This is a genomic window from Planococcus liqunii (assembly GCF_030413595.1).
Classification (GTDB): domain Bacteria; phylum Bacillota; class Bacilli; order Bacillales_A; family Planococcaceae; genus Planococcus; species Planococcus liqunii.
Window position 1 is genome coordinate 2,868,936 of record NZ_CP129238.1, and the last position, 21,572, is coordinate 2,890,507.

Annotated in this window: 18 protein-coding genes; 5 read left to right on the top strand and 13 right to left on the bottom strand. The window is 41.4% G+C overall.

All coding sequences use genetic code 11. The features are described 5' to 3' along the window. Positions 1-34: 34 nt before the first annotated feature. Entirely contained in the window at positions 35-583 is a 549-nt protein-coding gene (locus QWY22_RS14425) for an HD domain-containing protein (protein ID WP_300981521.1), read from the bottom strand. A 222-nt stretch (positions 584-805) separates the two neighbouring features. Between QWY22_RS14425 and QWY22_RS14430 the strand changes: the two genes are divergently transcribed. Next, on the top strand, positions 806-4,012 hold the full coding sequence (locus tag QWY22_RS14430; RefSeq protein ID WP_300981522.1) for a hypothetical protein: 3,207 nt from the start codon (positions 806-808) through the stop codon (positions 4,010-4,012). A 1,134-nt stretch (positions 4,013-5,146) separates the two neighbouring features. On the opposite strand, the gene QWY22_RS14435 is transcribed toward QWY22_RS14430, so the two are convergent. Continuing rightward, on the bottom strand, positions 5,147-5,854 hold the full coding sequence (locus QWY22_RS14435) for a DUF459 domain-containing protein (RefSeq protein WP_300981523.1): 708 nt from the start codon (positions 5,852-5,854) through the stop codon (positions 5,147-5,149). A gap of 303 nt (positions 5,855-6,157) precedes the next feature. Between QWY22_RS14435 and QWY22_RS14440 the strand changes: the two genes are divergently transcribed. Next, positions 6,158-6,544, top strand: coding sequence for a DUF805 domain-containing protein (locus tag QWY22_RS14440; RefSeq protein WP_300981525.1), 387 nt, complete (start codon positions 6,158-6,160; stop codon positions 6,542-6,544). 96 nt (positions 6,545-6,640) lie between these two features. On the opposite strand, the gene QWY22_RS14445 is transcribed toward QWY22_RS14440, so the two are convergent. The 11 genes from QWY22_RS14445 to QWY22_RS14495 form a co-directional block, all read right to left on the bottom strand. Then, the gene (locus tag QWY22_RS14445; protein WP_300981526.1) at positions 6,641-6,907 is read right to left on the bottom strand and encodes a YciI family protein; all 267 of its coding nucleotides are present in this window, start codon (positions 6,905-6,907) and stop codon (positions 6,641-6,643) included. A gap of 187 nt (positions 6,908-7,094) precedes the next feature. Next, positions 7,095-8,270 carry a glycosyltransferase family 4 protein gene (locus QWY22_RS14450; protein WP_300981527.1) on the bottom strand — a complete coding sequence of 392 codons (1,176 nt, stop codon included), beginning with the start codon at positions 8,268-8,270 and terminating at the stop codon, positions 7,095-7,097. Between the two features lie 33 nt (positions 8,271-8,303). Then, the gene (locus QWY22_RS14455; RefSeq protein ID WP_300981528.1) at positions 8,304-9,356 is read right to left on the bottom strand and encodes a hypothetical protein; all 1,053 of its coding nucleotides are present in this window, start codon (positions 9,354-9,356) and stop codon (positions 8,304-8,306) included. Positions 9,357-9,390: 34 nt separating this feature from the next. Beyond that, a complete protein-coding gene (locus QWY22_RS14460; RefSeq protein WP_300981529.1) occupies positions 9,391-10,569 on the bottom strand; it encodes a glycosyltransferase family 4 protein in 1,179 nt (392 codons plus the stop codon). Positions 10,570-10,646: 77 nt separating this feature from the next. Then, positions 10,647-11,267, bottom strand: coding sequence for a sugar transferase (locus QWY22_RS14465; RefSeq protein WP_300981530.1), 621 nt, complete (start codon positions 11,265-11,267; stop codon positions 10,647-10,649). A 12-nt stretch (positions 11,268-11,279) separates the two neighbouring features. Next, the gene (locus QWY22_RS14470; protein ID WP_367281283.1) at positions 11,280-12,569 is read right to left on the bottom strand and encodes a nucleotide sugar dehydrogenase; all 1,290 of its coding nucleotides are present in this window, start codon (positions 12,567-12,569) and stop codon (positions 11,280-11,282) included. Beyond that, on the bottom strand, positions 12,566-13,846 hold the full coding sequence (locus tag QWY22_RS14475; protein WP_300981531.1) for a glycosyltransferase family protein: 1,281 nt from the start codon (positions 13,844-13,846) through the stop codon (positions 12,566-12,568). Before QWY22_RS14475 ends, QWY22_RS14470 begins: the two co-directional genes overlap by 4 nt. A gap of 45 nt (positions 13,847-13,891) precedes the next feature. After that, a complete protein-coding gene (gene murJ / locus QWY22_RS14480; RefSeq protein WP_300981532.1) occupies positions 13,892-15,406 on the bottom strand; it encodes a murein biosynthesis integral membrane protein MurJ in 1,515 nt (504 codons plus the stop codon). 11 nt (positions 15,407-15,417) lie between these two features. Next, on the bottom strand, positions 15,418-15,546 hold the full coding sequence (locus QWY22_RS14485) for a hypothetical protein (RefSeq protein ID WP_300981533.1): 129 nt from the start codon (positions 15,544-15,546) through the stop codon (positions 15,418-15,420). Positions 15,547-15,734: 188 nt separating this feature from the next. Next, the gene (locus QWY22_RS14490) at positions 15,735-16,748 is read right to left on the bottom strand and encodes a lipid II:glycine glycyltransferase FemX (protein WP_300981534.1); all 1,014 of its coding nucleotides are present in this window, start codon (positions 16,746-16,748) and stop codon (positions 15,735-15,737) included. Between the two features lie 319 nt (positions 16,749-17,067). Continuing rightward, the gene (locus tag QWY22_RS14495; RefSeq protein ID WP_300981535.1) at positions 17,068-18,075 is read right to left on the bottom strand and encodes a GNAT family N-acetyltransferase; all 1,008 of its coding nucleotides are present in this window, start codon (positions 18,073-18,075) and stop codon (positions 17,068-17,070) included. Positions 18,076-18,538: 463 nt separating this feature from the next. On the opposite strand from QWY22_RS14495, the gene QWY22_RS14500 reads away from it, so the two are divergent. From QWY22_RS14500 to QWY22_RS14510, 3 genes are all read left to right on the top strand, one after another. Further along, complete coding sequence (locus QWY22_RS14500; RefSeq protein ID WP_300981536.1) at positions 18,539-19,735, top strand: processed acidic surface protein; 1,197 nt, start codon at positions 18,539-18,541, stop codon at positions 19,733-19,735. 3 nt (positions 19,736-19,738) lie between these two features. Next, the gene (srtD, locus tag QWY22_RS14505; RefSeq protein WP_300981537.1) at positions 19,739-20,401 is read left to right on the top strand and encodes a class D sortase, LPxTATN-specific; all 663 of its coding nucleotides are present in this window, start codon (positions 19,739-19,741) and stop codon (positions 20,399-20,401) included. A 298-nt stretch (positions 20,402-20,699) separates the two neighbouring features. Beyond that, positions 20,700-21,464: a WecB/TagA/CpsF family glycosyltransferase gene (locus tag QWY22_RS14510; RefSeq protein ID WP_300981538.1), complete on the top strand. Its 765-nt coding sequence runs from the start codon at positions 20,700-20,702 to the stop codon at positions 21,462-21,464. Positions 21,465-21,572: the final 108 nt, after the last annotated feature.

The following is a 21,572-nucleotide window of genomic DNA, read 5'->3' on the forward strand; positions in this document are numbered from 1 at the left end:
AATGGAGTGAGGAAAATTTCCCTCACTCCATTTTTTATTGGTTCCCAAAAACCCGTGCCACTTCCTCTTTCAGTTCTTCTGCCATCGCCAATTCCTTTTGCCGGGCTACAAGCGCATTTACAATTCCCCGGTAATACCATTCTTGCTGTTCTTTGCCCCGGTTAAAGCGGCTCCACACTGCCTCTCCGATTTCCTCGAGATCTAATTGGATGGAACGCAGATTGTGCAGTTTGTCCGCAACGATTATGGCAAGCTCATCCCGTGAGCGGGCAGCCAGCTTTGAAACCGTATGGCGCTTTCGATCTTCCCAGGGCCGCGATTTATCCGGTTCCGAAGCTGCCTTTATCAAAAGCAGCACCTGTTCTCCAAAAACTGCTCTTATCTCTTCCTCTGTTGCCGCTGTGTCTTCAAGCGTGTCATGGAGAATGCCGGCAGCCACCACTATTTCTGATTCGCCTGCTTGCTGCAGCATCATGCCCACTGCAAATGGGTGGCTGATATACGGAATGGCCGTTCCTTTTCTTACTTGCCCTGCGTGTTTCAATGCCGCAAATCCAATCGCTTGCTCAATTAAATTCTTCACAATTTTTCCTCCTTATTCTTATCGAACATGTATGTACTTATTGAATAGTTTACAGCTAACATACTTGGCGACAAAAGCGCATAAAATTCCAAAATCTACTATTAGTAAATTTTTTCTAAATTTAACTAATGAAATACCTATTATTGTACGCATTTTACATGCAGATAAGATATAATATTCCAAGGTTTTCTATTTAATAGAAGATGAAAAAGGGGTTTTAACATGAAAAAAATCATTTCTACAATTAGTGTGATTGTTATTCTATTGGCTTTGCCTATTATTCTGTGGAACCTGCAAAGCAAAGATCAGCTCCAAGTAGCGATTATTGATAAAACGGTGCCGAACGAAGATTACCGCGAGCACCACGGATTGACCTGGCTTCTTAATCATTTCCAGTACGAGAAAGCCGATGGCACAAGCTATAAAAAAGACAGCGATTATTATGGTTTTGTTCCAAATGAAACTAAAAAAACATATGGCATCCGTGAAATGCCCGATTCGCTTGAAGGCACAGACTTAGTTTACTTGGCCGATACGTATGGCGTTTATGAAGACAATTTGCCATGGAATGAATCTCAAGAGGAAACAGCGCCTTCTCTGTTATATGGCGGAATGCAAATTGAAGAATGGAACACCATCAAAAATCAAGTTGCAGATAACGGCTCTGACCTTGTGATCGAGTTTAATTCATTTGCCTCTCCAACGGATAAAGCCGTGCGAAAAGATATGACCGAATTTCTCGGCATCGACTCGACAGGCTGGAGCGGCCGGTACTTTGGCGAGTTAAGCACGACTGGAGAAGAAGTGCCGGAATGGGTAATTTCCCGTTTTGAGAATTCCGGAGAAAAATGGGATTATAAGGGCCCCGGCTTTATACTCGTCAATGACAAAAACGAAGAAATTGTTGTTCTTTCTGAAGAGCAAGGCGATGTTGGAGCAGAAGGAATAAAATTGGCATTTAACGAACAAGGCCGGGAACTATTTTCGTTAAACGATTCTCCCGCGTTCAAATATTGGTTTGACATAAGCGAAGCAGCGGACAGCAAAACTGTGCTGGCTGACTATCAATGGGACTTGACTGATGCAGGATCGGCCATCCTGAAAGAACATGGCATTCCCGCTCAATTTCCCGCTATTTTGCAGCTTCAAAAAAATGACGCAGAGGTTTATCTGTTTGCCGGAGACTTTGTAGATATTGGAGATATGCCTAATTTTTATCAATACAGCGGTTTTGCAAAAATCAAATCGCTTCTTCCCTCCAATGATGCAGATTCCGACTCTGCTTTTTATTGGAAAACGTATGCACCATTGATGAAAAGCATCTTGGCAAAGACGGAACAAAAACAAAGCAGCACTAAAAAAGAAACTGCGGCAGCAGTTCAAGCAGAACAAGAAGGCATCAGCTACCCTTCCCGGATCAACGGCCAAACGTTTGAAGTGTATCAGGACAATAAATGGCAGCCATTTACGGTCAAAGGCGTCAATATGGGAATGGCGAAACCGGGAACATTCCCTGGTGAAGCTGCCATTACCCGTGAAGAATATGACCGCTGGTTTGAACAGATCGGCAAAATGAATGCCAACGCCATCCGCGTTTATACACTTCACCCTCCGGCGTTTTATGATGCCTTAAAGAGCTATAACGAAAAAGCGGAAACCCCTCTATATTTATATCATGGGATCTGGATAGATGAGGAACCGCTTGTAGAAAAGCTGGATGCATTCGATAAAGACATTACGCAAAATTTCCAAAATGAAATAAAAAAAATTGTGGATGTTGTCCACGGCAACGCAACAGTTGAAGAAAAACCAGGCCATGCAGCGGGAATGTATAAGGCAGACATATCCCCTTACGTAATTGGCTGGGTTATCGGCATTGAATGGTTCCCGGATATGGTCGATGAGATGAACCGGCTGCATTCCGAACTGGGCGACTACGATGGCAAGTACGTCATGACAGAAGGAGCCAATCCAATGGAGCACTGGCTCGCCATGCAACTCGATTACTTAAGCGATTATGAAATGGGCAATTATGAGAGTATGCGTCCACTGAGCTTCACCAACTGGGTCACAACTGATAATTTGGATCAGCCTGCAGAACCAAGCGACAATGAAGACATTGCATCTGTAGACCCAAACCACATTAAATCAAAAGATGCGATTCAGGAAGCCGGGATGTTTGCATCTTATCATGTCTATCCGTATTATCCTGATTTTTTGAACCTCGAGGAAAAATACACAGAATTTATTGACCATCGAGGCGAACGCAATAACTACGCCGGTTATTTAAAGGATTTGAACGATTCCCATGAAATGCCGATACTGATAGCCGAATTCGGTGTTCCTGCTTCCCGAGGCAAAACACATGAAAACCCGTTCGGTTGGAATCAAGGATTTATTTCCGAACAGCAGCAAGGCGAGATTGCAAAGCGCCTGTACGAAGATATTTTAAATGAGGGCATGCTGGGCGGCCTCGTCTTCACTTGGCAGGATGAATGGTTCAAACGCACGTGGAATACAATGGATTATGACAATCCCGACCGCCGTCCGTTCTGGTCAAATGCCCAGACGAACGAGCAGCAATTTGGCCTGCTCAGCTTTGATAGGCTTAAAGTTAAAGTGGATGGCAAAGATGAGTGGACGCCAGATAAAACTTTATTGAAGGATGGAGAAGATTCATTAAAGTCGCTTGCAATCGACCATGATGAACGGTATTTGTACATCAAAGCTGAATTCCATGAAGGCCAAAAGGACTGGTTGAAAAAACAAAAATTCAACCTATACTTCAATCTTCGAAACGGCAGAGGCATACCGGTCGAAACTGCACCGGATAAGAAGTTCAATGCTGATTTCCATTTGAAGATAAATGGAAAAGATGACGCACAACTTTTAGTGGCAGGCGACTATGATTCATTCTACTACGATTATGCGGAACGTTTGAAAATGATTCCTGAATCCGAAAAAAACATCTCAACTGAATTCCACCCGATCCGTTTGGCACTGAGTAAGGAAATTACGCGGCCGGATACAGGCGAAATCATTCCTTTTTCCGCTTATGAAACCGGCGTTCTGCAATTCGGCAACGCCAACCCGGAATCCAAAGAGTACAACTCGTTAAGCGACTGGTACTATTCAGAAGAAACGGGCATTCTGGAAATCCGTATTCCATGGATGCTGTTGAATGCCAAAGACCCAAGCCAGCGTGAGTTTGCCGGAGATATGTGGAAAGATGGAATCGAAGCTTCCATGAAAGTTGAAGGCATAAAAGCCGCTGCTACGCTGACAGATTCCAATGGCAAGCTTGCCGAATACTTTCCTGAAGGACAGGAAGCCAACTATTCATGGAAAAAATGGGACCTTCCTGAAAAAGAAGAACGCCTAAAACAATCCTATTATATTCTGCAGGACTTGTTTGAAAAGACCGAATAACAAAAAGAAAGCTCGCAGCGATTGCGAGCTTTCTTTTTTTAAGTTCCTTCTTCTTTTGAGAAAACACCTTGCCGTTCCATATTTCCCCATACCAATTTCTTCGTGACGGCTCCGACCATTTCATGACAATCCGGTACCAGAAGGTTTCCGTTAATGCGTAGCAAAACAGCACCACGATGCTTTTGCTCTCCGGATATTTATGATAAGTCCATTCTTCCGGCAGAACTGCGAGAGAAGACAAGGGCGAACCATATAAAATCATGACAAGCAGCATGATGATGACAATCTCCGCATCGACCAGCAAAAAAGGAAGCCGCTGATAATAACGGCATACCTCAGAATCTTAAAAACGGCACTCAGCAATTCGATAAACAAAAAGTACGGCATTGAAAAAATTCCGACCTCTTTGTATTTTGGATTGAAGAGCATTTTTTGATGTATCCAAATGGTTGCAGCCAGTCCACGCTGCCAACAGATCCGCTGAGCATGCAGCGAATGAATCGTGCTCGGCGCTTCTGTCCAGTAGACGGGATCCTGAATATACTCAATGCATTGAAAGAAAAAGACTATAACAATACTTTAACAAGAAGCACTTCCAATAGAAGTGCTTCAGACTGTAGACTAAGCCTAGATGAGATGTATAGCGATGCATAAAACCAACCGGACCGGCCACTTCGCTTTCCGTGGGCTCAGCTTCAGCCTTCGCTGTCCCACAGGAGTCTGCGTGGCCGAACCGGTTGGAGTTTTTCTTTGATTCATTAGTGAATGTGAATTGAATCCAATTTCAAGTTTAAACAAACTTCTTATGAGGAAAAGCGACGCCTCTTAATAGCCTTCATGTTTGGGATCCGGAGTGGAAGCCGGCGGTAAACCACTGCTCCTGCATCGCTTCGCTAGCTTCGTCGCAAAGGCTTGGCCTCAGTACCTTCGTTCAATGCCTTTCCTGCGAGATTAGTGAAGTGCCGAAATCCACTCGGGACGTAAGTTCCGAGTTAGTTCGGCGCGAGCCCGCGGAAAGCGTCCGGCTGAAACGGAGGATCCGGGATGCCCGGTTGTATGTTAATTCATCTCTCAAGTATAAAAATTCTTTTGTCTAGAAGCTCAAGCACTTCCAGTAGAAATGCTTCCAATCTTTCAACGATTATTTAATTTGCCCATCCATATTCTGTAACCTTCGCCTTTTAAGTGAATGCCATCAATGGTAATGTCTTTTTTCAACTGGCCATCCGAATCTTCAAAAGCTGTATGTAAATCAATATAGTCGACTCCATATTTTTGTGCCATTTGTTGAAGAATGGCATTGAATTCATGGATCTTTTTGTTCGACAAGTCATTATTAAAATCACGATTGTTGATCGGCAAGATGGATTGAAGAACTACTTTCGTAGAGTTCTTATCAAAAGACTCAATAATTTTTTCCACGTTCTTCTGATATGTTTTAGCATCAACTCCAGCTCCAATGTCGTTAATGCCGATCATGAGATACACTTCTTTCGGACTTCGTTCGGCTACTTCCCCTATCCGATTTAAGACGCCGTCTGAAGTATCTTCCGAAATTCCCCGATTTAAAACGGTCTGATCAAGATAATATTCCTGAAACTCACCGTGATCGGTAATGCTATCCCCTACAAAAATTTTATCTGCTTTGGCCACCCTTATGGATTCAAAGATGTCTTTATTTTGCACATAATAATCCGGATATTTTTGGGAAGAAGTTGCATTGGCGACTTGCTCTTTGATAAATGCAATTCCACCTTGCTTATGTATCAAGTACCCGCCAATCCCGATAAACAGGATATTTAAAATCAGTGATCCTGCTAATAATACTTTTGCCTTTTTCACGCTTTCCCACTTCCCATTCTTCAAATTGCGCTTTCCATCCATAGGGAAGCGATACTAAAATAATATTTCCTTTCCAAAGGCATATTAAACTTTCTCAAAGAGATTTAACGGTTATGTACAAGCGCTCCGTTTAAAGTGTTAAAAAAGAAAAATACTATTATAAGCTCTATATGGTTAAAATAGTTTTATTAATTTCACATATATACCATTTTACAAGAACTTTTGACTAAACAATGAATAGCTTAAGTGAATTTTACTTGTTATAATCAATTGGACTTAAATTTTGAAAGGTGGTGGAACCATATGAAAGAATTCGTTGACGTGTTTAAAAAGTCTTTCGACTTTTCCGGACGCTCCAGAAGAAAGGAATTCTGGCTATTCGTCCTGTTCACTACGCTCATCAGCATTCCACTCTCTTTTATAGACGCGATTGCAGGGCTTGAATTGGCTGAAGATTTCGGAGTACTTGGCGGACTATTTTCTCTTTTAATTATTATTCCTTCAATATCGGTTACTGTACGCCGGCTTCACGATATCGGGAGAAGCGGCTGGTGGTTGCTGCTGACTTTTGTTCCGATTATCGGCTGGATCACTTTGTTTATTTTCAATTTGCTGGACAGCCAATCAGGCACTAACGCCTATGGGCCAAGTCCCAAAGAATCATATTCAGATTTTGCCATAACAAAATAATAATATAAAGCCGTCCTCTCCAAAACAGAGAGGACGGCTTTATAAGTTAAATCTGATTTCAATTACTCCAAACTGTGCTTCGTACACATTCGGCGGCTAATCGGCCCATACCGCTTCCCATTCATGGATTTCATACGCTCGTGCTCCATTTTGAATATACGGATCTTGTTTAACATATGCCTCGCATTCTTCAAAAGAAAGTGCCTCATAAATGACAAGGCCCCCCGACCCGTCGGTAAATTTTCCGTTTGCCTGTACATGGCCGGCATTTCTCATCTTCTCCAAGAAATCCAAATGCTGCGGACGGAACCGCTCACTTTTCTCCCGGTCTGCCATGGGCAAAAACACCGCAAAATACTTCATCTTTCTACTCCTTGCTTTGTTTTATCCAGCTGCTTCCATCATAGCGCAAATAAAATGCCGCAATCAACTCCTTGTAAGAGTGATTGCGGCATTTTATGAAACTGTCTGTTCAGTGGCTGAAAGTTTCTTGCATTGCTAATGCTGAAATATACTAACCAATCAGAGTCGTTTACAAACTCAAACTCCGTTAGTTCACTTCAAACGCAGCCGCTTTTTGAATCAGCAATTGCTGGTAGAAGCTATCCATTTCTCCCCAAACCTGTTCATTGCCGAAATGCTCTTCTCCCCATTTCTTGCCGTTCGTTCCCAATTGCTTCCGGAGTTCAGGATTTGCAATAAGGTAAGCAATTTTTTCCGTAATTTCTTTAATATCCGTTGGGTTGACCAATAATCCCGTTTCTCCAGGAATGACGGTATCTTTTGCGCCCGTCACATCGGCTGCCAGCACTGGAACTCCTGCCAGTGACGCCTCCAAAGAGACATTGCCAAAACCTTCGCGCTTCGTCAAGAACACAAAAACGTTCATTAAAAAGTAAAAAGGTATCGGATTTTGTTGGTAATCGATATAAATAATATGAGGATTGTTATTGATTTCTTCATAAGTCTGAGAGCTCACTGGATCTCCAGTTTCAAATTCACCGACAAGAAGCAAACGCATTTCGGGATTTTTTTCATGCAATTGAAGGAATGATTCAACTAATTCTTCAGTTCCCTTATCTTTGGTAAATCTACCTACATAGCCAAGCACAATATGCTCTTTCGTCAACGCGTATAAATTGCGCAACCTTTGAATTTCCGTCTGCAGCTGCTCGGTCTGTTTAAACGCCTCTAAATCAAAGCCGTTGTAGCTCCCTTTACCAAAAATCCGGATTTTGTCCTCCCGCGCAATTCCCAATTCCACCAATTGATCTTTTAAGCTAGGAGACACAGATAATATATCAGTAGCAGCAGCGGCAGCGATTTTTTCAGCAGTTAGCAAAATTTGCCGCTTCAGGCCACTCGTTGTTTCCATCCGCAGCCCCAGTACATTGTAGATACGAATCGGCACTCTACATATGAAAGCGGCCAGTGTGACAATCAATCCCGCCTTCGGTGTTCCCGTATTGATAATATACGGCCGTTCTTTTCGGATCAAACGAATACAAGTCACGAGAGACTTCAAATCCTGTATGAGGGAAATTTCCCTTTCCATATTCACTGTCAGAACTTTTACGCCTTCATACGCTTCATACTCTTTAATGTAAGTCCCTTCTGATGAAAGAGCGCTTACTTCGTACCCTTGTCTTTTCAAGTAAGCCAGCTGCCCCCTCATCAGTTTCAGGCTTTGCGGAACAGTTACTGCATGCATTACTTTAACGGCCATGGTTCCCCCTCCTTTTTCTGTCTCACATTCAAGTCAAGCCATTGTTTTCTGCTCCATTTGATGGATTAGAATTTCGGCATAATGAGTGGGATTGACGTCTTTGACTGAAAACACTTTTTGGCTGTTGTGAACCAGCAATTTCAATATTTCTTTTTCAGCAGAAGCGGCATCGTCTATATTAAGGTCCGGATTGAAAAACTCATAAGCCGTCAACAAGGGTGATTTTAAATAATGGAAGGCATTGCGGTTAAAGTTGATCAACTTTCGGAATGCTTCGAGCTCGGATTGAATAATGACTTCACTGCTTCCTTTTTCCAGTATCGCGACATGCGTCACTTCTTCCGCATCCAGAATTTCGGTGCTGTTTACATAGCGGGTAACCGGCGTAGCTTTCGAGAACGAGACATATTCCAAGGGTGGAAATACCTTCGTCGCCCTGTTTTTCAGCTTGGAGCCTCTGCTTTGCTCCATATTCGAATAAAAACGGAATGAACTGGTCCAAGGAACAGCATAAATTTTCCGGCCATCCGTAATCGCCAAATCTTCCGCAATAAATTGGGCGTTATGGTCCACGCAAGCCATCATGCTGCTCAAAGTTTTGCCTGTGCCAGGCGGAGCAAAAACAGCCACCGAGGACTGATTTTTCTTGAAAGCTGAACAATGAATAGGTGCATATCCTTTTTTTAACAAAAGTACACAAGCAAGATCTGTTAAAATATATCCGATGGAATGCAAATTCATAATGCGATGCGTAATCAACTTATAATAATTTCGGTTCACAGTAATCTTCGGCTCACCTGATAATAAATTCTCTGCCTTGATGCGCATTTTTTCTTTCATCGCCAAATTTCGCGTGTAGTAAATTTTGTTCTCGCCAGGCTCTCCACTGAAGTAATGATATTTTCCTAAAGCTTCTAGTTGGTCATCTTCATTGAACTCTTCTACAGCCAGGTGAATTTTTACTTCACACTCCTCATATTCCTGTTGGGTACCCTCCGGCATATTGTGTCCGAAGGACCATTTAAATTCTTTCATATTGGTTTTGATAGCTAAAATATTTTTAGCTGCAATATAGTAGTAAGTCATAAAATCCTCCTCAAGCACATCGTATATGCTTAGCTTAGTGGGTCTGTTCAACTGCTTTCATATTTCCGATAAGGCACTCCTGATAGTAACGGTCCAGTTCATTCCACAATGTCTCATTGCTAAAATTTTCAATTGCCCATTGTTCTGCTCGCTCACCCATTTTCTGACGCAATTCAGGTGCAAGAACCAATAGCTCAAGTTTCTCCAACATATCCTGTGGATTTTCGGGATTTACCAGAAAACCAGTTTCACCGTCTATAACTGTGTCCTTAGCTCCTGTTACATTTGATACGATTACTGGAGTTCTTGAAAGTGCCGCTTCAATCGCAACGTTTCCAAATCCTTCTCTTTTCGTCAAAAAGACAAATACATCCATAATATGAAAAAACGGTATTGGATCTGCTTGGTAACCCGTATGAAAAATAGCAGGATTATCGTGGATTTCTTGTTTCACCATTTCTTCTACTGGATCCGCATCTTCATACTCTCCGATAATCAGCAACCGGAGTTTCGGTTGAGTTTTATGAAGTTTTAAAAATATATCAACTAGTTCCGCTATCCCTTTGTCTTTTGTCATGCGTCCCACAAAGCCGAGCACGGTATGTTCGCTCGACAATCCATACGATTCCCTTATGCATTGAATATTAATTTCTGATTTTTCTGTCACACGAAATTTCGAGAGCTCAAATCCCTCTCCGCTTCCCTTTCCGAGAACTGATATTTTTTCTCTTGGCGCTATTTCTAGCTCCGTTACTTGTGTTTTTAAACTTTCTGAAACGGCTAGGCAATGCGTGGCCGAAGCAACTGCCACTTTTTCAGCCGCAATAAGAACTTTCCGCTTTAAGCCTTTTGTAGTTTCCAGGCGTAGTCCACGCATCGTATAAATCCGAATGGGTACTCTGCATAAATAAGCAGCAAGCGTCACAATCAAACCAGCTTTCGGAGTACTAGCATTTACGATATCCGGGCGTTCCCGACGGATAACGCCAATACACTTCAGCAATGCTTTAAAATCTTTGAATAACGAGATTTCCCGCTCCATGTCCACTAGCAACATAGGTACATCTTCCATCTTCTTGAATCTATCTATATATTTGCCGTCTGAACTCAAGGTTTTTACTTCGTATCCGTTATTTTGCAAATGGCTAATCTGGCCAGCCATAAAAACTAAGCTTTCTGAAACGGTCACTGCCTGAATCACTTTAGCTCCCATTTGCTCTCTCTCCTTCGAATATCGCTTCGCATTTCTTCGTTGATACTGGTTTAGTAAAAGCCTGTTATCTGTCCATACTATTCCCGATCGTAGACTCCTTCGGATTTAATCACTTTGAATACCGTTTGGACGATGATATATAGGTCATATCGGATATTTTTCCGACCGATATATTCAATATCCAAATCAATTTTTTCATCCCAGTTAAGTTCATTTCTTCCACTTATCTGTGCTAGCCCCGTTACACCTGGTTTGACAAGCAAGCGCTGTTTTTGATATGTGCTGTAATGATCCGTTTGTGAAGGTACAGTCGGACGTGGACCGACAAAAGCCATATCGCCTTTAACAATATTGATCAATTGAGGCAATTCATCTAAACTTGTACTTCGTAAAATATGGCCAATTTTGGTAATCCTTGAATCGCCTTCAAGTACATCAATATCCAGTTTTTCTTTTACGGGATCGCTATACATAGTACGGAACTTGTAGATTATAAAATATTCTCCGTTCCGTCCTCCCCGTTTTTGTTTAAAAAAGATTGGTCCTTTTGAATCTAACTTAATAAGAATGCCGAGCACCGCAAAAAGCGGCGTCAAAAAAATCAGCAGCAAGACTGCAAAAAGCCATGAGCAGATATGAGCTACATAATGAGACCATCTAGCCTGTTTCTGCAATAATTTCGTATGTTCAGTAGCCATGTACTTTCCTCCTTATAATCGCCAAAGCTCGATTTGTTCCGGTTTTTCGTCTTGATTTAATACGCTTTTAATATCGAAAACCAATCCTTCTTTGTTAAAGAGAAGCTTTTCGAACAATCTCCAGCCCGCTTCTTTGTATGCTTGATGGGGCACTGCCAGAATGACTGCCGAAGCAGGAAGCAGATCGAATTCCGACGTAAGAACCAATCCGTATCGCCGCTCCATCTCTTTTGGATCTGTGCAGCAATCCGCCAGTTGAACATCAATTCCGTATTCCTGCAGTTCTGCGATAAGATCCAGCACTTTGGAATTCCGGAGTTCCGGCACATCCTCTTTATCGGTGATGCCAAGCACTGTAACGCGTGCCCCTTTGGCTGTGATATTGTTTTTGGCCAGCTTTTTGACGACGGTTCTGGCGATAAATCTGCTGATGCCATCGTTTATGCGCCTTCCCGCCAGAATCATTTCCGGATGAAACCCGGTTTCCTGGGCAACATGGCTCAAATAATAGGAGTCAAATCCAATTCGTCTGCCGCCGACAAGGCCCGGTGTGAATTTCAAGAAACTCTTTTTGGTTCCGGCCGTCTCCAATACATCATTGGTATCAATGCCGAGACGGTTAAAAATAAGTGCAATTTCATTTATGAAAGCGATATTGATGTCCTGCTGGGTGTTCTCGATCACTTTGGCGGCTTCAGCAATGCGGATGGATTTAGCTTTATAAATCCCGGCGTCAAAGACGCTTCCATAGACCGATGCCACAAAGTCCAGGACGGCTTCGTTTTGCCCTGAAACTACTTTTCTTGTTTTTGCATATGCCTGTTTTTTCTCTTTTGATTGGACGCGTTCCGGTGAATAGCCGACAAAAAACTCGCTTCCTGATTCAAACCCGGAATGTGCTTCCAGGACCGGAATGCATTGTTCTTCAGTTGCTCCAGGATAGACCGTAGACTCGAAAACCACGACCGCGGCTTTTTTCATATGCTGCCCGATTGTTTCGCAGGCTGCAAGCAGCTTCCTTAAATCCGGCTGGTTCCTGCTGTCAATCGGCGTTGGAACGGCTACGATGATAAATCCGGCTTCTTTAAGCCTTGCCGGATCCACTGTAAATTCAATGGTGCAGGCATCCGCTTCCCACCCTTCTACTTCACGGGTGCTGTCAATGCCCGAAGAAAGCTCTTTTATGCGCTTATCATCGATGTCAAATCCGATAACGCTGTACTTTTTGGAAAAAGTAGCCGCGATCGACAAGCCGACATAGCCTAGGCCGACCACCGCTATTTTCAACTTGTCGTTCATCATGCAATCCGCTCTCCTTTTTTCTGCTTCCATCGAACTTCTGCCAATGTGAACAAATGCTTTGTATTCGACATGGTGAATGTTATCAACAACAGCGGAATAATTTTATTGCGGTGGCGCATCGCAGTTCCTGCAGCCTGGGTTCCATACGAGTAAACAAACACCGTAACAATCAGGAACAGCAGAATGAAAATTTTATTCCGTATCGGCATATCGCTCTTTACCAGGCCATAAATAGTTGCGCCGACCAGGAATAAGTAAACCGATGAGTCGAAAAAGAAGCTGACGATATCTCCCATGCCCCGCCAATCAAGCGGCAAGGGAGAAAACATAAAGTAAAACATTTTAAGCGGCGCTACGAGAAGCGCTGATATTCCGGTCAATCCACTTAAACTGGATAAGTAAACTGAGCCGCCGTCGCTTGAAATCTCGATTTCGGTAATTGCGGTCCCTTCCGGAGTAAAGAACTTGCCAAGAAAAAGTTCTGCATTCTGAAACATGACTACGCCGAGCACGGCAAAGAAAAGAAGGTACAGAAGGGCCTGATTGGATTTGTTCGCCGTTTTCGAACCAAGAAACAGAAAAGCTAGAATATAAGCCGCTGCAAATCCGATCATGCCGGAATGGAAGAGCATTGATGCTAATGCTAAGACAGTCGCCAGCAAGAAATGAGAAAATTCGCCGTCCGTAAACCACCGGATAAAGTAATAAAGGGAGACGGTGACGAGAAAGACAATGATGGATTCCCGCAGCAGGATGCTCGACATGAAAATGCTGTTCGGCATTGCTGCGAAGATAAGAAGTGAGATAAAAATCAGTTTCTTATCGCTTTTCAGGTGGATCATCGCTTTCAGCAAGTAAACGGCTGCGAACACCCAGAAAGCTACATTTAGGAATTGAACGAACGGCCGCTGGTCGCCGATCATATAATAGATGGCTGACAAAAACGGAACGTAGTTGGTAGCGCCGTCTTCCAGCGGATACATGCCTTGGGCGATAAGAAGTGAAACTTCATGGAAATATTCCGTATCCGTCCCGCTTGAGAATATCGTGATGGACGGAACATATAAATCGATGAAAAGAACGATAACCCGGACAAAGAATCCGATAAAAATAACGGTCAGCCACTCTTTTTCCAGGACTCTGAATAAATACAGCGTGATGACGACAATTCCGCCGAGGAGCATCAGCATCCCGTAAGCGTCGCCCAGCGGAATAAAATCTTTGATCATATAGGTGACCAGAATTTCCATAATGAAGAAAGCCAATACGAAGAGCATAGATGGAACACCTCCTGTAAAACTGTGGTTCTTGTTTGCAGCTCTTTACCTTTTTGCCAGTGCAAGAATTCTCGATTTGTAATAGCCGATATCGCTCAACTGGAGAAGCCAGAGCATGATGGCGTAAATCAGGATGCCTGTAGTAATGCCGCCAGCCAGTGCCAGGATTTCACTACTCGTTTCAACCAGCAGCGAATAGACGCTTTTAGCTGCAAAGCCCATTACGATAGAGGCGATGACCGCTTTTAGAATATCCAGCGCGATGCGTTTTGTATTCATGGAGCCAACTTTTTTCACAAGTGATAAATACAATAGCCCGGTGCAAAACAGTGTGGCGATGCTTGTGGCAAGAGCAAGTCCATTGATGCCCATAAACCTGGAAAGGATGAGGTTTAGCCCTACATTCATGCCCATGGCAGCAAAGGCACTGATCATCGGCGTTCTGGAATCTTCAATCGAATAGAAAACTTTGACGAGCACTTCGCGCAGGCCGAAACCAAGCATGCCGACTGCGTAAAAGAAAAGCGCTCCTGAAGTCAATGCCACTTCACTCGCCTCGAATGCTCCTCTGCCAAACAGCAATTCCGTAATTTGTGTGGAAAAGATCATGATGCCAACAGCAGCCGGGATGACGATCAAGGCTACCGTGGTAATGATTTTCCCCACAATGTGCTTCAGTTCGGCCATATTCTTTTTGACTGCCAGTTTGGAGATTTTAGGAAACATGACCGTCACGACAGCTGTCACGAAAATGGCCTGGATGAAGAAAATAATACGGTGGGAATAAGTCAAAGCGGAAATGCCGCCTTCTACAATCTGCGAAGCCAGTGTTCGGTCGACCAGTACATTAATTTGATCTGCTGAAACTCCGATAATGACCGGCACCGCTAAATACATCATTTTCTTCAGGTTCTTTTCCTTCGGCGCTAATTTAAAACTGTGGCGGTACCCTGTTTTGCGGATCCACGGAATCAGAAACAGAAATTGGATAACGACGGCAACGAGCGTCCCGATTGAAAGAACGTAAATATTTGTGAATGAACTGAGATAGATGACAAAAAGCATCATCAAATTTAACGGCAAACCGGCAAGGACAGTTGGCAGAAAGCGTTTATGGACTTCCAGATAGCCGTTGAACACATAAATCAGAGCGGTGAAATAAATGCTGAGTGCTGCTATGCGCGTAAAGTCTATGGCGATTTTTAAAGTTTCTCCTTCAAATCCAGAAGCGAACACTTTGACGATCGCTTGCGGGAAAAGCAAGATCAGAACCACGATTCCAGTAGATACAAGCAGAACCATATTGATGACATTCGAGGTAAACTTTCTTGCTTCGCCTACCCCCTGAGTTTCCTGTATCTTTGTGAAAATCGGGATGAAACTGGCAGCAATCCCCATACCGACAAAAGAAAAAAATGCGGTCGGGATATCTGTAGATATCAGGTAGGCATCCGTTAATCCATCTGCGCCGTAAAAATAGGAAAGGGAAATGTCTCTTGAAAAACCAAGTATTTTTGTAACTACAATGACTGTCATAATGGCGATAACGGTTTTTTCCATGTATCTCTACCTCATTTGCGCTTATTCTTGTACTCTTGGTCTTTGGTAGCTTGCACCGATTTGCTTTCAAATGCCATGCCTCTTCTACTGTTTTTCACCTTTACTTCCGGCGGATCAAAGGCGAATGATTGTAAGGCCATAAGCTGTATTCGCCTTCCACCTCCATTAAACTTATTGATTGAAACTTATACTAAAGCGTCTAGGTTAAAAGTAGGTTAAATAGTTTAAATAGTAAAAATAATCGAAAAGAAAATGATTGAAAAGGACAGATAAAAAAAGCAGGAGATCCACTTGCTGGATCTCCTGCTTTCATTTCTTCGTCCTTCCTTTAATTCACTGTTTTTAAGGAATCATTCCTTAAAACAGAGCGGTAGGCTGGAAAGTATTCGGTTTCCTGTTCAGTACCCATCATTTTACAGAGTTCATCATACACGCGGCTATTCCAAACTTTTTGGCCAACATAAAATTTGAAAGTAGTGTTTTTTCCGAACTGCTTTTTGAACATATACAATTTGTCGTCCAAACTGTTTGTCCTGCCGCCCCCATCGTGGATCAGTTCATAGCCATGCTCTTTGCCCCATAGCACCAATGCATATTGAAGAATGTAAGCCGGAGACAAATGGTGGAATTCTTCAAGCGTTCCCGATAAATGCGTATGGATGTTGTCGCCATATACATAATTCAAGCCAATTCCAATTACTTGGCCGTCATATAGCACTTCCACCATCAAGATGGTTTCTCCAAAGAATTGAAGCAGCTTATCGAAATAGGCATCATCAAAATAGTAATACGAATCGGCATTGTTGCGCTCCATCGTGCGGTGATAAATCGCTTTAAACTCAGTGACATCCTGAGGATTGACGGTATATCGATATTGCACACCTGTTTCTAAAGCTTTTCGGATGTTTTTCCTGGTAGATTTTGAAAATTCTTTTTGCACCGGATCTTCGTATTCCTTCAGCTGCGTACCAACTGTATTGCGGATATAAGAAACCTCGTAGCAATCCATGAAGTCATCAGCGTTCGAAAGCACAGGATGAAAACGGATAAATTCACTGATTATGTCGTTCTGTACGCAATATTCGCTGAAAGCCTGCAGAAATTTATCAGCCAATTCTTTTTGCGAACCCGGTACACATGAAACAATCAAAGGGCCGCCGTAGCCGTATGGTGTAACGATATCGTAATAAATTTCCCCTTCAATCACTACCGGAATCTCCCGTTTAATGAACATATGCTTGATCAAGCCGAGCTGATGATTAAACTCAAATATTTCGCAGCTGCCATTCTCCATCTCTTCATATAGCCGGCCATAATTCTCATGAAAATACAAATCAGCCAATTCTCAAACCCCTTTCATGTTTTATCGATTTTGTTTCGTTTCCAATGAATATTCGACAACTTCAAAAACTGATAGGAGCAATCCACAACACCTCTTATCTGAATAATCTAAAATATTATTTCTATTATAGCTTGTTAGCGTCAAAAGTTCTATGACATTTTCAAATAGTACCCTTAAATAACTAGTTTCTGTCAAAAAAATCCCGAAAAACCGTTTCACTGGTTCTCGGGATTGTACTTTTCAACTTAACTTTACAAATAATTTTATTCGCCTTTTATTAGAATCATTATTTCACTAGAAGTGATTAAAACACACTGCTTTAAACGATATTATATTCTTTTAACAATTTGGTCCGGTAAGCCGGGAAAAATTCAGCGCTTTCTTCAACTCCCGCTGCCTTGCACAATGTCTGATAAATTTCTTCGTTCCAAATTTTTCGTCCAATTTGGAATTTGAAATCGGTATTTTTGCCAAACTGCTTTTTGAACAAATACAGACTGTCATCCAGGCTATTGCTTCTTCCTCCGCCTTCATGGATCAGCCGGATGCCATTTTCTTTGCCCCAAATGGCTAATGCATATTGCAGGATATAAGCAGGGGACAGATGGTGAAAGTTTTCCAAAGTGCCTGACAAGTGAGTATGGATCAAGTCACCGTAAATGAAATTTAAGCCCATTCCGATGACGCGTCCCTCATAAATCACTTCCACTAAGAGAATATGCTTGTGGAAATACTGAATAAGCTTATTAAAGTAGCCATCATCAAAGTAGTAATAGGAATCGGCATGATTGCGTTTCATCGTGGAATAATAAATTTCCTTAAAATCTTTAACATTATTCGGGTTGACAGTCACCCGGAACTCAACACCCGCTCTCAATGCTTGCCGGATATTTTTCCTTGCACTCTTCGAAAATTCCGAAGCTACCGGATCGTCATACCCTTCGAGATTTGTCCCTACAGTGTTGCGGATATGGACCACGTCGTAGCACTCTTTGAAATGTTCGGCATTTTCCACGACTGGATGAAAACGGATAAACTCGCTGACTACATTGTTGTCCATGCAGTATTGTTGAAAACTGTACTTAAATCGTGCGGCAAGTTCATTTTCAGAACCTTGCTGGCAATTTAAAATAAGTGGGCCGCCATAGCCATAAGGGCTTATCAGGTCGTAATATATTTTCCCGTCTATTTCTTTCGGGATAGGGCGTTTTATGAATAAATGCCTCACCGTTCCTAAGTCATGGTGAAATTTAAATACTTCGTGTATGCCGTTTTCGATTTCCTCATATAGACGCCCGTAGTTTTCTTCAAAGTAAATGTCTCCCATTTTCCTGCCCCTCTTCCATTAGCACCTAATTTAAACTTTCACACTCAGAGTTGTCCATCCTATTCAGATCATCCATAGTACAAATATTCTGTTTGCCGCTTATCTTACTTAATCTACCATTTTGCCGTACATCGACTCGATTCTTATTATCACCGTCCCAAAATACAAAACTATATGTCTTTACAAGTATCATATTCGTTCCATATTTATCGAAATAATTAGACTTATTTAGCATTATATCTTTTATGTATATAAAGCGCTATTTAATTATTCTTCCTTAAAAATTATAGATATTTTTATATCATTTTATCAAAATAATGCATCTTACAAAATTTAAGTTAAACAGATTTTATTTTTATAAAGATATAAGTTAGGATTTTTATAGGTATTTAAACCCATTCTAAAACTCCTATTATACGGTTATACTATTCAAGATATTACAGTATTTTCTAGGAGGAGAAGAATGACACGTTTTTTATCACTTTTATTGGTAGCAGTACTTGCATTTTCAGTTTTTCCAAATTTCGCGTTCGCTATTGAATCAGACTCAAAAGAACTAGATGCATTCTTAAAAGAAATCGAATGGGAAAAGCAAGCTTATCTGGATTACTTGAAAAGCAAAGATTATTCATTGGAAGATTTCGATGTAGTAGATGACTTGGGAACTCCTATATCAGAAGCCGCTATTCCTCCAGTGCTCAAAAAATATAGCCTTACTCGCGCAGAAATGAATGCTTTGTTAGAAGAGAATGGAGATATTGAAAAAGGTCAAGATGTTTTAGATTCGGAATGGCTCTTATTTGCAGAAGAGCTTGATGAATATGTTGGCTTTTATTTGGCTGAGAGCATAGAAACTCCATTGACAGATGAAACACTTCAACAGCTGATTGACACTTATGAGTTCGAATCAAAAGAAAACTTAGAGTCATTTCTAAATGAGTACGATGATTCAATCAATAACTACAACACAGTAGAAGCTTTGGAAGAAGCTATTGATTACTACATTTTTAGTACAGACATTGGCGTTGAATTTTCTGGCTTGTTCGAGGAACTAGGCTTAACGACCGAGGAACTGGAACGTCTTGAAGCACATTTAAATACCCTTCCAATCGAAACTCCTGCTTTTGAAGAGCGTGCAATGGCACTTTCAGAACGAATGATGCTGATTGGTAATTTTGACTCTGCTGAAGAATTATCAGCTGAAGAGATTGCCGAAATTCTGGACGTTTTCACTGAGTTGCTTGATTTGTTCGAATTGAAGACGCAATATTTTCTTGTAAAAGATACCGATAAAAAAGAAATTGGTTTAAGCACGTTATTATCACTTGAAACAGTCAATGGATACAATTTGCTAGTTGAAATATACAATACTCAAGGCACGTTTCTAGCTGACATCCTTTTAACGGCTGATATGTTCGGTTCGGACATCATTAAAGAAACCGGTGAAGATATTAAGGAAGCAGGCAAAACTGTAGTCGTAGCTCCATCACCCATCACTAAAACACCGACCAGTACAAAAGCTGCTCCTGTTACACAGACGATAAAAGGCGGTAAATTGCCAGATACAGCTTCGTCGTATGTAATAAACACCTTGACAGGCTTGATGCTTATATTGCTTGGAGTGATCTTGTACCGTCGCTTTAAAGCGCAAGGGATTTAATTGATGAATAGAGATCATTTAAGAAAAAGAAGAACCAGACCCGCAAAACGGTTGGTTCTTCTTTCCCTGTCAATTGTTCTTATTGTCTTTGGCGCATGGTTCAGTACGACCAATGCATCCACTTTTTTGAAAGGGTACCTGCTATTCAAAACCGAACAAGCCGGAAATGACAGCCATACTACCGAACACATAGTTAAATCTGAACCAAGAGAAAAAGATTCTGAGAAAATACCAGTGCCTAAAGTTCTTTATTCAGAAGCTCCTGAAAAAGGAGATACTATTGGGGATTTGCAAATACCAAAGCTTGATGCCACACTCCCTATTTTCCATGGAACAGACGAAGAAGAATTGGAAAAAGGCGTTGGCCATTTTGCAGAAAGCGTACTTCCTGGTGAATCTGACAACTCGGTATTGTCCGGCCACCGGGACACGGTTTTCCGCAGGCTTGGAGAAGTGGGCAAAGGCGATTTACTTGTTGTGGAAACCTCTGCCGGAAAGTTTACTTATAAAGTAAGGCAAGTTCGTATTGTTGATCGGGAAGACCGAACGGTCATCGTACCGAAACCAAAAGCAACTCTCACAGTTTCTACTTGTTATCCATTTGATTTTGTCGGATACGCGCCAGATCGTTATATCTTAGTAGCCGATTTAATAAAAAGCGAATAAGTTATGAGTCATAAATAGAAAAAGAAGGTGGAGAAACTTTATTTGTCCATCTTCTTTTTCTATTTCATTAATTTCTTTCTTTTTTAAAATATGAAATTTTATAGTTTAATTTACCTTTGCTTTACTTTTAAATAACTTCAAATCTTTTCTTTTATTACTTTGAGAGCGTATTTTGTAACTAAAGAAATTACTTTTTGCTTATTAAAATTTAATATGATAAATTAATGTTAATCTAAATTTTTAGAATATTTAGATTTGACCTCGATAATTCGCATTATTGAACTTGGAGGATGCGCTCATGAGACAATCGCGAGTATTAATTATCAACACTTTAATTGACAATCTCACTAAAGAAAAGCTGCTCCAAAAAGTTTTTGATCAGATTGATAATCAGCAAAAAAATGTCTTTATAGTTACAGCCAATCCGGAAATTGTAATGACTGCACATAAGAGTGCCATTTATCATGCTTCTTTATTAAAAGCGGATTTTATTATTCCTGATGGTTTTGGCGTCATGTTGGCTTCTAAAATTCTCGAACAACCTTTAGAAGAGAAAATAGTCGGCTACGAATTGCTCCATACTTTTTTGAACTATGCCAGTTCGCAAGGAAAATCTGTATACTTTTTTGGTTCACAGAAAGGCATAGCCGATGTTGCAGCTAAAAATGCTGCTTCACTTTACCCGTGTATAAAAATATTAGGAACAAAAGATGGGTATTCTGGACATGGAGAGGTTGTGGCAGAAGAAATTGCAGAAACACAACCCGATTTTTTGTTTATTGGTCTTGGTGTACCCCTACAAGAAAATTGGGCCGCGAAATATAAACATTTATTCCCTTCAACTGTCATCATGGGAGTCGGGGGAAGTTTTGACGTTCTATCAGGCCATGTAAAAAGGGCACCCCGCATCTGGCTTAAATACAATTTGGAATGGCTTTATCGGTTACTTTCTCAGCCTACACGGATTAAGCGAATGATCCAATTGCCTATATTCGTACTCACAGTATTCAAGCAAAAAAGGATGAATTCTTCTAAATCCTCCAAACACAAACGTCTTTCTTAAAATGTTTTAGTCCCCTTCATTACAATGACCCAGTCATTACATGACTCTTTTGATAGTTACGTTTATCTCTAGTTCTAATACGTAAATAGAGCTTTTTATCTCAAATAA